The sequence below is a fragment of the Enterobacter sp. MEB024 genome (genome assembly GCF_030209635.1).
GTDB lineage: Bacteria > Pseudomonadota > Gammaproteobacteria > Enterobacterales > Enterobacteriaceae > Enterobacter > Enterobacter ludwigii.
Window position 1 is genome coordinate 190,038 of the sequence record NZ_JARVRQ010000002.1, and the last position, 13,406, is coordinate 203,443.

Genomic DNA, 13,406 nt, shown 5'->3' on the forward strand with positions numbered 1-13,406 from the left:
CATATGTCTGGAGGATTAGTCACAGCCGCATACATTGTTGCTGCAATCCTGTTTATTTTCAGTCTGGCGGGGCTTTCCAAACACGAAACGTCTCAGCAGGGAAATAACTTTGGTATCGCCGGGATGGCGATTGCGCTGATTGCCACCATCTTCGGGCCGGACACCGGCAACGTTGCATGGATCCTGGTGGCGATGATTATCGGTGGCGCGATTGGTATTCGCCTGGCGAAACGCGTTGAAATGACCGAGATGCCGGAGCTGGTGGCCATTCTGCACAGCTTCGTGGGGCTGGCGGCGGTGCTGGTGGGCTTCAACAGCTACCTGTACCACACACCCGGTCTGGAACCGATTCTGGTCAACATCCATCTGACGGAAGTGTTCCTCGGCATCTTCATTGGTGCGGTGACCTTCACCGGCTCAATTGTCGCGTTCGGCAAACTGCGCGGTAAGATCTCTTCTAAACCGCTGATGCTGCCAAACCGTCACAAGCTGAACCTGGCGGCGCTGGTCGTGTCCTTTGTGCTGCTGGTGGTCTTCGTGCGCACTGAAAGCGTGGGCCTGCAGGTGCTGGCGTTACTGGTGATGACCCTGATTGCTCTGGCCTTTGGCTGGCACCTGGTGGCCTCCATTGGTGGTGCCGATATGCCAGTGGTTGTCTCCATGCTGAACTCCTACTCCGGTTGGGCCGCGGCGGCAGCTGGCTTCATGCTGAGCAACGATCTGTTGATCGTCACCGGTGCGCTGGTCGGTTCTTCTGGTGCGATCCTGTCTTACATCATGTGTAAGGCGATGAACCGTTCGTTTATCAGCGTTATCGCGGGTGGCTTTGGTTCTGACGGCTCCTCAACCGGTTCTGACGAAGAAGTGGGTGAGCACCGTGAGATCACCGCGGAAGATACCGCAGAGATGCTGAAAAACTCACACTCGGTCATCATTACCCCAGGCTACGGCATGGCGGTGGCGCAGGCTCAGTATCCGGTTGCGGAGATCACCGAGAAGCTGCGTGCGCGTGGTATCAAGGTTCGCTTTGGCATTCACCCGGTAGCGGGGCGTCTGCCAGGCCACATGAACGTGCTGCTGGCGGAAGCGAAAGTGCCTTACGACATCGTGCTGGAGATGGATGAGATCAACGATGATTTCACCGATACCGACACCGTCCTGGTTATTGGTGCCAACGACACCGTTAACCCGGCGGCGCAGGACGATCCGCGTAGCCCAATCGCCGGTATGCCGGTTCTGGAAGTGTGGAAGGCGCAGAACGTGATTGTCTTCAAACGTTCCATGAATACCGGTTATGCAGGGGTTCAGAACCCGCTGTTCTTCAAAGAGAACACGCACATGCTGTTTGGCGATGCAAAAGCCAGTGTCGATGCGATTCTGAAATCGCTGTAAATCAGCGACAAAAAAAACCGCCGTTTCCGGCGGTTTTTTTATGTCTGAACTTAGTCGTCTTCCGGGTCGTCCAGTTCAACCGGTGTCTGATACTCATCCGGCTTGATGACCAGCAGGTCACAGCGCAGATGGTCGATCACCTGTTCGGCGGTATTGCCCAGGAATGCGGCAGAAATACCGGTCCGGCCAATGGTACCCAGTACCACAATCCCCGCCTGCAGATGTTCTGCTAAATCCGGGATCACCTCTTCAGGCAACCCTTTTTCCACATGTGTCATTTTCTCATCGATGCTGAATTTCTGGCGTAACGCCTTCATGGCCAGCAGGTGCTGCCCCCGGATCGCATCGTTATACACGCTCGGGTCAAATTCAGGCAGCTCGATAGCAATATTAATCGGTGTTACCGGGTAAGCGCCCACCAGATGGACTTCAGTGTGGTTAACCTGCTCGGCAAGCTGGATCGTCTCCTTGACCAGCTTTTCATTGAGCGAATTGTGGTAATCCTCCTCGCTCGCCAGGTTGACAGCCACGACGGCCTTGCCGCCTTCTGGCCACGGCTGGTCTTTTACCATCCACACCGGGCAAGGGCATTTACGCAGCAGGTGCCAGTCGGTAGGGGTAAAGATCACGGATTCCAGCTTGTCATGCTGGTGCGCCATTTTCAGCAACAGGTCGTGCCCACCGGCGACCACTTCCTGGATAATGGCTTCGAAAGGTCGGTTATGCCAGACCACTTTAATATCGATAGGAACACCCGCTTCCAGGTAATATTTGGCCTGTTCACGGATCCACGCGGTACGCTGGCTGATCACTCCCTGACGCATTGCGGTGCGTTCGTCAGGCGACAGAAGGGTGGTCATCTCATATGAGAAGTCATAGATCGGCAAAAACGCTTTGATTTTGCCACCAATCCGTTGATGTAGATACACAGCACGTCGTAATGCCGGCTGATCGTCCTGGTTAGGATCGATAGCCACCAGCATGTTTTGATACTTTGCCATACAGGTCTCCTTACTACTGTCACCACAGTCTGTAATTAAAAGAGTAACCTATATATCTTGAATGAAACAGGGGGGAAGTTTTTGTCAGATCAATAAATCATGAAAATCTGTCACAGAAAAAGAACCGTTGTTGTTACCGCGATAAAGGCAATCAACAGCAGTACCATCACCGCAATCGCAAACGTCGTTGAATCCTGTACGTAGGTTTTTTCTTCACCCTTCATTGGCCCGACAAGCATGATCCAGATGAATATGAAGGTCACTGAGGCGATAACGACTGAAACGAAAAATAAACTTTCTCTCAATTCATAACCTCAACAAGAACCTTTCAGGGACTGAGTGGGGCGGTGCCAGGGAAACGTGGTGAAACGGAAGTGGTGACGTACCAGACCAATAAATCATAAAAATTTATCGGCCTGGCATCAATCATGCGGGGGCGTTATGCCACGTTGCGGGAGTGACCGGCAAGAACGGCCAGAGCTTCACCGTTTTCGATGGTAATGTATTTACCCTTAACGGCCAGCATTCCGCTTTTCTGGAAACGACCCAGCAGACGGCTGATGGTTTCCACGGTCAGGCCCAGGTAGTTACCGATATCGCCACGCGTCATGGTCAGACGGAATTCACGTGGGGAGAAACCGCGCTCCGCGAAGCGGCGTGAGAGGTTATAGATAAACGCGGCCAGGCGTTCTTCTGCATTCTTTTTGGAAAGCAGCAGAATCATGTCCTGATCGCCTTTGATCTCACCGCTCATCAGACGCATCATCTGCTGACGCAGATTGGGCATTTTGCCTGAGAGATCGTCCAGCGTTTCAAACGGAATTTCGCAAACCATTGAGGTTTCCAGCGCCTGAGCAAAGCTCGGGTGATGGCCAGTACCGATGGCATCAAAGCCAACCAGGTCACCCGCCAGATGGAAGCCGGTGATCTGCTCATCACCCTGTTCCGTGATGGTGTAGCTTTTGATGGTGCCAGAACGGATAGCATAGAGCGATTTCAGTTCGTCTCCCGCTTTAAACAGCGTCTGCCCTTTCTGAATAGGCTTTTTGCGCTCGATGATATTATCAAGCTGATCGAGTTCATGCTCATTCAGGGTAAACGGGATACAGAGCTGGCTGATGCTGCAATCCTGGCAATGGATAGCACAACCGCCAGACTGAATGCGTCGTATAATTCGCTTTTCCGGGATCATAGGTTTGCTCAAGCCTTAATTGATATTGGTCAATTTTAACATCTTTTTGGTAAGTACGTAAGCCTGCCAAACCATCAATAAGGACAAGAGACGGCAACCTGTTGCCATCTTCTTGAAATTCCACAGCTTGATTATGGATTTTTAGCCTAACCGGAAGAAAATTAAGCACTAAAAGCCTGGAAACTAGAGCAGGAGATACCCCTCGTGACGCAGTAACCACTCCTTGCGCTGCACGCCACCGGCATAGCCGGTCAGGGTGCCGTTGCGGCCAATCACGCGGTGGCAGGGGACCACAATACTGACGGGGTTAGCGCCATTTGCCGCGCCGACCGCGCGGGCCGCGCCGGCACGGCCGAGCTGCCCGGCGAGCTGGCCGTAATGCATGACCTGTCCGCACGGAATACTGCGCAGCGCCTGCCAGACTTCGCGCTGGAAAGGTGTGCCTGCCGTGGCGGTCGGCAGGGTGTCAATGATGCTGAGATCGCCCTCGAAGTACGCCGTCAGTTTGTCGCTCAGGCCGCCGGGGTTGGTGGCGCTGATACGTTCATAACCCTGCGCGCGATAGTGCACGTTGAGCAACGTGTCCATCCTGTCGCTGTGTTCTTCCCACTCAACGGCGCGCAGACAGAACTGCTCGTCTGCAATCACCCACAGTGGACCAAGCGGCGTGGCAATTTTATCTTCGAGTAATCTCAGCATCGATAATCCTTTAGTGCAGCCTTGGGTAAATCCCCGGCCCAATCGGCAGACCGACAAGATACCATGCCACCAGCATCACCAGCCATACCCCTAAAAAGATAAGCGGATAGGGTAAAACCAGCGAATAGTAGGTACCCAGTTTTGCCTCTGGTTTATAGCGCTGCAGGAAGCCTAAAAACAGCGGAACAAACGGTGAGACCGGTGCCAGGGGGATGACGGAGGAGTCTGCGATACGGAACAGGATCTGGGCAAACGCCGGGTGGAACCCCAGCATCATAAACATCGGCACAAAGATGGGAGCCAGAATCGACCAGATTGCCGAGCCGCTGGCGATAAACATGCACAGCAGTGACGACAGCAGCGCAAGGCCGACAAATGCCGGGACGCCGCTTAACCCCGCCGCTTCCAGCGCATCGGTCAGACCCACGGCCATAAATTTGCCCATGTTGCTCCAGTTAAACATCGCCACGAACTGCGCCAGCGGGAACACCATCACAATAAAGCCCGCCATCTCTTTCATGGGTTCGATCATCAGCTGCGGCAGATCGCCCTGACGGCGAATTTTGCCGGTGGCGATCCCATAGGCGAGCGAAACAACAAAGAAAAACAGAATAATCAGCGGCACAATGCCCTGAATAAACGGCGAGGGGAGAACGGTATGTTTAACCGGATCGCGCAGGATGCCGTTTTCCGGTACCACCATCAGCGCGACCGCGGCAATAAACGCCAGCGAGACCACGCCTGCCACGCGCAGGCCAACGCGTTGCTCTTTACTCAGCGTCTCCAGCTTCTCATCGCTTCGACCTTCCCATTTCCCTAAACGCGGCTCAATGAGCTTATCGGTAATCAGTCCGCCCACCAGGGTCAGCAGGACCACCGAGCTGGCCATAAAGTACCAGTTGTCGATGACGCTGACGTGCATCGCGGTGTCGATGGTTTTGGCCGCCTCCGTGCTGATGCCTGAGAGCAGGACATCGGTGGTCACGATCAGCAGGTTGGCGGTAAAGCCGCAGCCTACGCCCGCAATCGCCGACAGCAGACCCGCCACGGGATGGCGTCCGACGGCGAGGAAAATCAGAGCGCCCATGGGCGGCATGATCACCAGCGCGGCATCAGAGGAGATGTGGCTAAAGAAGGCGATAAACAGCACCATGTAGCTGGCGTAACGTGCGCTGACGTGGGAGGCCATTTTCACCATCAGCGCCGGTAACAGTCCGACACGCTCGGCAAGCCCGGCGCCCAGTACCAGCGCCAGAATGGCTCCCAGCGGGGCGAAGCCGCTGAAGTTTTTAACCACATTCGGTAAGAACCAGTGCAACCCTTCGACACTCAACAGGTTCTTGACCGCCACCATACTGCCATCGGCCGGACTGCGCACGCTGACATCAAAGGCGGACAGCACCGCTGTCGCCACCATCAAAACCACGATCAACCAGATAAAAAGCAGGAAAGGGTGCGGCACTTTATTGCCGATCCTTTCAACCCAGCCATAGAGCTTACCGGATGGGGAATGCGAAGGTATGGAAGACATACTCATGGGCGTTCCTCGGGACTGTTGTTGTGTTGTTGTGTTGTGTTTTATTATTTTAAAGGTGACGGTGTCACGCCTGCCGGAATCGGACACACGTACGGCTTTTCGGTGATTTGTTGTTCGAACTCTTCCCGGCATTGTTGCAGCAGCGTTGCATCCTGGAGCAGATTTAGCGCGGTTGCGCCCATCACTTTTCCGGCCAGCAGCATGCCCTTATGAGCAATCGAGGTTCGCCCCTGAGCCACGAGTTGCCAGGTATGCAAAGGCGTTCCGATGGTAAAGCAGGGGCTGAAACACTGTGCCACCGGCATTTTCCAGCTGACATCGCCCACATCGGTTGACCCGGCCAGTACGTTATCGGTAATGGCATAAGGTGCGACCTCATCTGTCAGTAACTTCTCCTGCTGACGGCGCGCAAAAGCGTTACCGGCTTCTCCCCCCGTCGCGGCAATGTTCTTCAGGCTGTTTTGCAGGTCATTTGGCGTTAGCGTGGCACGAATATCCTGCGCAAACTGGCGCTCCTCTTCCGTCCACTCCGGCGTGCCGTAATGCTGCAGGGCGCGATACATCGCCGCTTCGAGCGTGCGATTGGGCAGGTAGCTGGAACAGGCTTTATCAAAGCGACACGCAACGGTGGTTTCGGTCATCATTGCCGCGCCCTGAGCGATTTTCTCGATACGTTCGTAGATCTGCTGCGCATCGGCCATTTCCGGCGCGCGGATCAGGTACAGCACTTCAGCCTGCGCCTGCACCACGTTGGGTGAGATTCCACCGGTATCGGTGATAGCGTAATGAACGCGCGCTTTCTCAATGATGTGTTCGTTGAGGAAATTGGTGCCGGTGGTCATCAGCGTTACGGCATCCAGCGCGCTACGCCCCAGATGTGGCGAGTTAGCAGCATGTGCCGCCACGCCGTGAAACCGCCAGGCGGCCTGAATATTGGCCAGCGTGCTGACGTTAAACATGCCGGCAAATGCTTCAGGGTGCCAGGTGACGGCGGCATCAACGTCATCAAACAAACCTTCGCGCACCATAAAGGTTTTCCCTGAACCGCCTTCTTCACCAGGACAGCCGTAGAAACGCACGGTGCCGTTCCCCCCGTGCTGCTCCAGCCAGCTTTTCACCGCAATGGCACCCGCCAGCGCTGCCGTTCCCAGCAAATTGTGGCCACAGCCGTGGCCGTTGGCACCCGGCGTGGCGGACTGTGCCGTCGCGCAATGTGCCTGCTGGCTCAATCCGGCCAGAGCATCATATTCCCCCAGCAGGGCGATAACGGGTTTACCGCTGCCGAAGCTGGCGATAAAGGCATTCGGAATCCCGCCGGCTTCACGGGTCAGGGTGAAACCTTCCGCTTCCAGCGCGCCGGCAATCCGTTCCGCGGACCAGAACTCTTCAAAACGCGTTTCAGGGTGATCCCAGATGTCGTCGGCAATGTCGGTTAACAGCTGACATCGTGTGTCGATGGCATCGGCAATAAAAGCGTAGTTCTCCTGCATTACACACCTCGCGTCCACGGGAAATTAAGCGCAGTGCGCGCCAGCGTTTCGATAGCGAGGTTCATGACCTGCTCATCAAAATCAAATTTTTCATTGTGATGACCTGCGCTTAACTCGGTACCGAACACCATATACGACGCCATTCCGCCATTCTGCTGCACGCGGGCCATCATCAGCGTCGCGTCTTCGGAACCTGCGGGGGCGTTGACTCTGTCAATGGCCTGCACCACGCCGGTCACCTGGCTTGCCTGCTGGCGCAGATAATCTACCCAGGCCGGTGTAGGGGCACTGGCGGTGGCGGCGCCCATCAGACGCATCTCGACGCTCACGCCGTAGAGTGCCGCCGCACCGGTAATCACGGCCTGCGCGCGTTCAAAGACGTACTGGTTAATGGCTTCGCTTACGCCGCGGGTTTCAACCTTGAGCAGGGCGTTAGCCGGCACGACGTTGCGTCCGCTGCCGGCCTGCATCACGCCGACATTCACCCGCGATGCACCTTCGCTGTGTGGGGCAATGCTGTGAAGCGCGATAGCGGCCTGAGCCGCGGCGAGCAGGGCATTACGGCCGTCCTCCGGTTTACCACCGGCGTGTGCGGCAACCCCGGTAAAATGCACATCGAACTTGGTGGTGGCCATAAAGTTATCGCTGCCGCAGATCACCACACCGGCGGGCACACCGGTGCCAATGTGAATCGCGGTGAAGTAGTCCACATCGTCGAGCGCCCCGGCGGCCACCATGGCGCGAGCGCCTCGGGTGCCTTCCTCGGCAGGCTGGAAGATCAGTTTGATGGTGCCATTGAGTTGCGATTCATTCTGCTTAAGCACGTGCGCCAGCCCCAGACCAATGGTGGTGTGGCCATCGTGACCGCAGGCGTGCATCATCCCCGGGTTGCAGGAGGCAAATCCGTCGCGGAACGGGCGATGGCTGTCATCGAGTGCTTCGCTTAAATCCAGCGCGTCCATATCCACGCGAAACGCCAGCGTCGGTCCTGGGCGGCCGGTATTCAGGGTCGCCACAATGCCGGTAAATCCCCCTTCAAACGGGGCCAGCCATTTCTCTGGTGCGCCTTGCGCCCGGGCGCGGGCAAACTCTCGCGCCAGCGTGGCGTCATCGGGTAATCCCATACGGCTTTCGGCGTCCACCACGTCGCGGCCCATCGCCAGCGAATAACCCAACTGGTCTAAGATTTCCGCGACTTTCGCCGCCGTGCGAAATTCGAGCCATCCGGACTCCGCGAAATGGTGAAAATCGCGACGCCATGCGCTCAGTTGTGGGGCTAATGTCTGGATGTACTGCGCCAGTAATTCCATATCTCTTCCTGTCATCATTAAAATATGTGAACTGCTTCACGCTGTGATAGTTTTTACTTATCACTAAACGTTTTTTCACAGTTTTAACCGTTCAGGAATTACCCTCGCACATCCATTTCCATTAAAGTAGATGACAGTTTCTTTACTCTGATAAACAACGGTTATCGGTCGGGCTATGTCATTTCAGATTAAATTTCATCAAATCCGGGCGTTTGTTGAAGTCGCGCGTCAGGGCAGTATCCGCGGTGCCAGCAGGACGCTTAATCTTTCGCAACCGGCGCTGACCAAATCGATCAAAGAGTTGGAAGAGGGGATGGCGGCGCAGCTTTTTGTGCGCAGGAGTAAAGGCGTCGCATTGACCGAATGTGGGGAAGGGTTTTACTCGCGCGCCAGGCTGATTCTGGAAGAGTTACGCGCGGCGCAGGATGATATCCGCCAGCGCCAGGGGGAACTGGCCGGGCAGATTAATATTGGAATGGGAGCCAGTATTTCACGAAGCCTTATGCCCGCGGTGATCACCCGCTTTCATGCACAACATCCGCAGGTAAAAGTCCGGATTATGGAAGGGCAACTGGTGTCGATGATCAATGAATTACGCCAGGGCGAGCTGGATTTCACCATCAACACCTATTATCAGGGGCCGTACGATCATGAGTTTACGTTTGAAAAATTGTTTGAAAAGCCTTTCGCCGTATTTTGTCGGGAAGGGCATCCGGCGACGGGCGCGACATCCATTACCGAATTGCTGAATTATAACTGGACAATGCCGACGCCACGCGGGAGTTATTATAAGCAATTAGAAGATGTTTTTACTCATCGCTCGCAAATACCGCGCATTGACGTTGTTTGCGAAACGTTTTCTTCCTGCATTAGTCTTGTTGCACAAAGTGATTTTTTAAGTATCCTTCCAAAGGAACTGGGCTGTGACCCGCTGCTGGCGCACCGCCTGGTTATGCTGCCCGTTGTCGAATCGCTACCTAAAGCGGCCTATTATTTAATTCAGCGCCGTGATTCTCGTCAGACACCCCTGACCGAATCGTTAATTACGCAATTTAGAAGAGAGGCGCGGAAAATAGTATCGGAGTGAAGTGGGGAGTAAAATAAAAAAAACAGAGCCTGTCCGACATCAGACAGACCCTACAACACACAGCAATGCTTCCCTTCGCAGATCCTGAATGTTATATCCGTGAAGCAGGTTTATTTAATTATAACAGCCAACCCTCAAAAAGATATGTTTTAGCATCATTGATTCCACATTTTTTTAACCTAAACTTTCTGTTTTATGCGTGCTGAAATTTAAGTTAAGTCGCGTTTAACTTTTGCGGAGAAATAATTTTTATATTCATCAGGTTAATATTTATGCCCTCATCCTGGGGGGCGGTTATTGAGGCCCATGCCTGGCGCAGGTATAGTACAGGCTCAGATGTAGCGGGAGGATGTCCATGAACCCTGACGACAAATCACTTTTTCTTGACGCCATGGAGGGTATCCAGCCCCTGAAGCGCTGCACGGATATTCACTGGCAGCCGAGCCGCAACACGCGAACGCGTCAGGAGATTGATACTGAGCAACTGGATAACTTCCTGACCCTGGGCTTCCTGGAACTGCTGCCCCTGGATGAGCCGCTGGCGTTCAGACGGGAAGGGGTGCAACAGGGCGTTATTGATAAGCTCCGCTCGGGTAAATATTCCCGCCAGGCCAGCTTAAATCTGTTACGCCAGCCCGCCGAGCGTTGCCGGCAGATGCTGTTTTCCTTTATCCGCCAGGCTGGACGCGATGGATTACGTAACCTGGTGATCATTCATGGAAAAGGGCGGGAGCAGAACGCCCATCCCAACGTGGTACGCAGCTATCTGGCGCGCTGGTTAACCGAGTTCGAGGAAGTGCAGGCCTTTTGCGTGGCGCTGCCGCATCACGGCGGCAGCGGAGCATGCTATGTTTCGCTACGAAAGTCTGACGAAGCGAAACAGGAGAACTGGGAACGGCACGCTAAGCGCAGCCGTTAAGTGCTTCTGGCGGGCGAGACGTTCGCCCGCCTGTCACTCAGAAGGTTTCCCAGTTGCTGTCGGGGGCGGTGTTGGCCGTTGCCGGGCGTAACAGCTGTGGGGTTTTCACCGTGGCCGGGCGGGGTGCGGTGGCTTTTTCCTTTCCGTTCAGGCGAAACGCTGCCACAGCCTGGCGCAGTTGTTCCGACTGATCTTCCAGGGCCGCCGCCGCCGTGGCGGATTGCTGTACCAGCGCGGCGTTTTGCTGTGTGACGCTGTCCATCTGCGAAACGGCCAGGCTCACCTGTTCAATGCCGCGGCTCTGTTCATCGGACGCCGACGAAATCTCGCCCATGATATCGGTCACGCGGGTGACGGCAGCGACAATCTCCTTCATGGTTGCGCCCGCTTCGCTGACCTGCTCTGAACCGGTATTCACCCGGCTGACGGAGTTCTCAATCAGCCCTTTGATCTCTTTCGCCGCCTGCGCACTGCGGCTGGCCAGCGTGCGGACTTCACCTGCGACGACCGCAAAGCCACGACCTTGCTCCCCGGCACGCGCAGCTTCCACCGCCGCGTTAAGCGCCAGAATGTTTGTCTGGAAGGCAATGCTGTCAATCACGCCGGTAATGTGCGCAATTTGCTGCGAGCTGTCGGCGATTTCGGTCATGGTACGGACAACGTTATCCACCACGTGACCGCCACGGGCCGCCGTTTCTGAAGCGTTCTTCGCCAGTAGCGTAGCCTGACGGGCGTTGTCGGAGTTCTGTTTAACCGTTGCGGTCAGCTCTTCCATGCTGGCAGCCGTCTCCTCCAGCGAAGCCGCCTGTTGCTCGGTGCGGGCAGACAGATCGTTGCTTCCGGCGGCAATTTCACCTGCGCCTGTGTAAATGGAGTCGGTGCTACCACGCACGGCGCTGACGGTGGTCACCAGCGACTGCTGCATCTCATGCAGACCCGCCGCCAGTTGGCCCATCTCATTGCGGCCAGACAGGGCGATATCCTGCGTCAGATCGCCGCCCGCAATGGCGCGAATATGGTTCATAATCATGTGGAGCGGTTTTAACAGCAGGTGTTGTAAACCCTGCCAGATCACCACCAGCACCGCGATCACGGCCAGGAAGATCGCTGCCAGCGTCCATTGCATCTGGGTAAAGCTGCTCTGGTTCTCTTCGGTTGCGGCTTTCAGCAGGGTGTTGTTTTCGGCGCGCCAGCGGTTATAAACCCCTTCCATATCGTCCTGGGCCTGTTGGGCATCCAGATCGCCATAGGCCTGGTAGTTGTCGGCACGCAGATACGCAATGGAGAGACGCATCACTTCATGCATCTGGCTCCATGATTTCTGCATTTCGTCGGTTAATGCCGCGTTCTGGCCGTTAACCTGCGGCATTTTCTGCCACTCTTTGTTATAGGCTTCCGCTTTAGCCAGAGAATCAGTCGCGGTGCCAAGCAGTTTGTTGATCGCCGCAAGGGACGCCGGGTCGCGCTGGTTTTTCAGGTAGCGGATCGCCACGCGGGTGACGGTGACGCGCGTTTTGATCAGCGTGTTCACGCTGTCGCTCAGGCTCTCCTGCTGGGCATTGAGCACCCCGGAGTTCTGGAAGTTATGGCGGTCGTTGCTGACGGCAGAGTAGAACAACCCTCCCGTGACAACTTGCAACAGACAGAATATGGTGAGAGCAAAGATAATACCGGTAATCACGTGCAGATTTTTCAGCATAGCGGTCGTCCGTTAGAGAAGATGCAGGGTTACACAAATACTATCGTCGTAGAGAAATTAAACTTTAATTTAACTCGCGCTTAACTACGGGGTCTGTTAAGGAACTCTTTGTAAATCCGGATCATTTTTATGAGGAAGGTCGACATGAGCAGCATTGATAAAAGCGGGACGTACGCACTGGGGTCGCGGACGGTTAAACGGCTTGGCTATGGCGCGATGCAGCTTGCCGGGCCGGGCGTGTTTGGTCCTCCAAAGGACAAAAATGCCGCGCTGGATGTGCTCCGCGAAGCGGTGGCTGCTGGGGTGAATCACATTGATACCAGCGATTTTTACGGGCCGCATATCACCAACCAGCTGATCCGCGAGGCGCTTCATCCGTACCGCGACGATCTGACGCTCGTCACCAAGATCGGTGCCCGTCGCGGCAGTGATGCCTCCTGGCTGCCGGCCTTCTCCGCGCAGGAACTGACGCAGGCGGTACATGACAACCTGCGTAATCTGCAGCTGGATGTGCTGGATGTGGTTAATCTGCGCATCATGTTCAGCGCACACGGGCCAGCAGAAGGCTCAATTGCTGAACCTCTCGCCACGCTGGCCGAGTTACAACAGCAAGGTTTGGTGCGCCATATTGGCCTGAGCAACGTCACGGCCACCCAGGTTGCGGAAGCGCAGAAGATGGTGCAGGTGGTGTGTGTGCAGAACATGTACAACATCGTGAACCGTGGCGATGATGCGCTGGTGGATTCGCTGGCGCAGCAGGGGATTGCGTATGTGCCGTTCTTCCCGCTGGGCGGTTTTACACCCCTGCAATCATCCGGGCTGCAGGCGGTCGCTGATTCGCTGGGCGTAACGGCAATGGAGGTCGCGCTGGCGTGGTTGCTGCAACGTTCGCCGAACATCCTGCTGATCCCCGGCACCTCCTCCGTGGCGCATCTGCGACAAAATCTTGCGGCGGCGGATCTGGTGCTCCCGGCTGACGCGCTGGAAACGCTCGATTCGCTGGCGGATTAAGCCAGACAGGCATAAGCCCAAAGCAGTGCTTTGGGCTTTTTTGTCCCTCTTGAAACCTGAATGTCGCTG

General features: G+C 55.6%; 12 protein-coding genes. 4 read left to right on the forward strand and 8 right to left on the reverse strand.

Annotated elements, in window-relative coordinates; genetic code table 11:
• Window positions 1-3: 3 nt before the first annotated feature.
• A complete protein-coding gene (gene pntB / locus QRN24_RS03155; protein WP_025204333.1) occupies window positions 4-1,392 on the forward strand; it encodes a Re/Si-specific NAD(P)(+) transhydrogenase subunit beta in 1,389 nt (462 codons plus the stop codon).
• A gap of 50 nt (window positions 1,393-1,442) precedes the next feature.
• On the opposite strand, the gene uspE is transcribed toward pntB, so the two are convergent.
• The 7 genes from uspE to QRN24_RS03190 all read right to left on the reverse strand — a co-directional run bounded on the left by uspE (window position 1,443) and on the right by QRN24_RS03190 (window position 8,621).
• The gene (uspE, locus tag QRN24_RS03160) at window positions 1,443-2,393 is read right to left on the reverse strand and encodes a universal stress protein UspE (RefSeq protein WP_014169827.1); all 951 of its coding nucleotides are present in this window, start codon (window positions 2,391-2,393) and stop codon (window positions 1,443-1,445) included.
• Between the two features lie 110 nt (window positions 2,394-2,503).
• Window positions 2,504-2,656, reverse strand: a complete 153-nt coding sequence (locus tag QRN24_RS03165) for a hypothetical protein (protein WP_223398027.1) — start codon at window positions 2,654-2,656, stop codon at window positions 2,504-2,506.
• 176 nt (window positions 2,657-2,832) lie between these two features.
• Window positions 2,833-3,585 (reverse strand): fumarate/nitrate reduction transcriptional regulator Fnr, encoded by a 753-nt coding sequence (gene fnr, locus QRN24_RS03170; protein WP_014070017.1) that lies wholly within the window; start codon window positions 3,583-3,585, stop codon window positions 2,833-2,835.
• Window positions 3,586-3,768: 183 nt separating this feature from the next.
• The gene (ogt, locus tag QRN24_RS03175) at window positions 3,769-4,284 is read right to left on the reverse strand and encodes a methylated-DNA--[protein]-cysteine S-methyltransferase (protein WP_020884306.1); all 516 of its coding nucleotides are present in this window, start codon (window positions 4,282-4,284) and stop codon (window positions 3,769-3,771) included.
• A gap of 10 nt (window positions 4,285-4,294) precedes the next feature.
• Window positions 4,295-5,821 carry a p-aminobenzoyl-glutamate transporter gene (gene abgT, locus QRN24_RS03180; protein WP_020884305.1) on the reverse strand — a complete coding sequence of 509 codons (1,527 nt, stop codon included), beginning with the start codon at window positions 5,819-5,821 and terminating at the stop codon, window positions 4,295-4,297.
• A gap of 44 nt (window positions 5,822-5,865) precedes the next feature.
• On the reverse strand, window positions 5,866-7,311 hold the full coding sequence (locus QRN24_RS03185) for a M20 family metallopeptidase (RefSeq protein WP_251884760.1): 1,446 nt from the start codon (window positions 7,309-7,311) through the stop codon (window positions 5,866-5,868).
• Window positions 7,311-8,621, reverse strand: a complete 1,311-nt coding sequence (locus QRN24_RS03190) for a M20 family metallo-hydrolase (RefSeq protein WP_284942330.1) — start codon at window positions 8,619-8,621, stop codon at window positions 7,311-7,313. Before QRN24_RS03190 ends, QRN24_RS03185 begins: the two co-directional genes overlap by 1 nt.
• Window positions 8,622-8,796: 175 nt before the next feature.
• Here QRN24_RS03190 and QRN24_RS03195 point away from each other — a divergent pair, with 175 nt between their 5' ends.
• On the forward strand, window positions 8,797-9,708 hold the full coding sequence (locus QRN24_RS03195) for a LysR family transcriptional regulator (protein WP_014169834.1): 912 nt from the start codon (window positions 8,797-8,799) through the stop codon (window positions 9,706-9,708).
• A gap of 355 nt (window positions 9,709-10,063) precedes the next feature.
• On the forward strand, window positions 10,064-10,627 hold the full coding sequence (gene smrA / locus QRN24_RS03200; protein ID WP_044866938.1) for a DNA endonuclease SmrA: 564 nt from the start codon (window positions 10,064-10,066) through the stop codon (window positions 10,625-10,627).
• 37 nt (window positions 10,628-10,664) lie between these two features.
• On the opposite strand, the gene tcp is transcribed toward smrA, so the two are convergent.
• Entirely contained in the window at window positions 10,665-12,326 is a 1,662-nt protein-coding gene (gene tcp, locus QRN24_RS03205; RefSeq protein ID WP_284942331.1) for a methyl-accepting chemotaxis citrate transducer, read from the reverse strand.
• Between the two features lie 144 nt (window positions 12,327-12,470).
• Between tcp and QRN24_RS03210 the strand changes: the two genes are divergently transcribed.
• Window positions 12,471-13,337 carry an aldo/keto reductase family oxidoreductase gene (locus QRN24_RS03210; protein WP_284942332.1) on the forward strand — a complete coding sequence of 289 codons (867 nt, stop codon included), beginning with the start codon at window positions 12,471-12,473 and terminating at the stop codon, window positions 13,335-13,337.
• Window positions 13,338-13,406: the final 69 nt, after the last annotated feature.

What these genes read in the sequence shown, in the direction of transcription:
- pntB (WP_025204333.1), top strand. Translation starts at nt 4, where the DNA reads ATGTCTGGAGGATTAGTCACAGCCGCATACATTGTTGCTGCAATCCTG.
- uspE (WP_014169827.1), bottom strand. Translation starts at nt 2,393, where the DNA reads ATGGCAAAGTATCAAAACATGCTGGTGGCTATCGATCCTAACCAGGAC.
- fnr (WP_014070017.1), bottom strand. Translation starts at nt 3,585, where the DNA reads ATGATCCCGGAAAAGCGAATTATACGACGCATTCAGTCTGGCGGTTGT.
- ogt (WP_020884306.1), bottom strand. Translation starts at nt 4,284, where the DNA reads ATGCTGAGATTACTCGAAGATAAAATTGCCACGCCGCTTGGTCCACTG.
- abgT (WP_020884305.1), bottom strand. Translation starts at nt 5,821, where the DNA reads ATGAGTATGTCTTCCATACCTTCGCATTCCCCATCCGGTAAGCTCTAT.
- QRN24_RS03185 (WP_251884760.1), bottom strand. Translation starts at nt 7,311, where the DNA reads ATGCAGGAGAACTACGCTTTTATTGCCGATGCCATCGACACACGATGT.
- QRN24_RS03190 (WP_284942330.1), bottom strand. Translation starts at nt 8,621, where the DNA reads ATGGAATTACTGGCGCAGTACATCCAGACATTAGCCCCACAACTGAGC.
- QRN24_RS03195 (WP_014169834.1), top strand. Translation starts at nt 8,797, where the DNA reads ATGTCATTTCAGATTAAATTTCATCAAATCCGGGCGTTTGTTGAAGTC.
- smrA (WP_044866938.1), top strand. Translation starts at nt 10,064, where the DNA reads ATGAACCCTGACGACAAATCACTTTTTCTTGACGCCATGGAGGGTATC.
- tcp (WP_284942331.1), bottom strand. Translation starts at nt 12,326, where the DNA reads ATGCTGAAAAATCTGCACGTGATTACCGGTATTATCTTTGCTCTCACC.
- QRN24_RS03210 (WP_284942332.1), top strand. Translation starts at nt 12,471, where the DNA reads ATGAGCAGCATTGATAAAAGCGGGACGTACGCACTGGGGTCGCGGACG.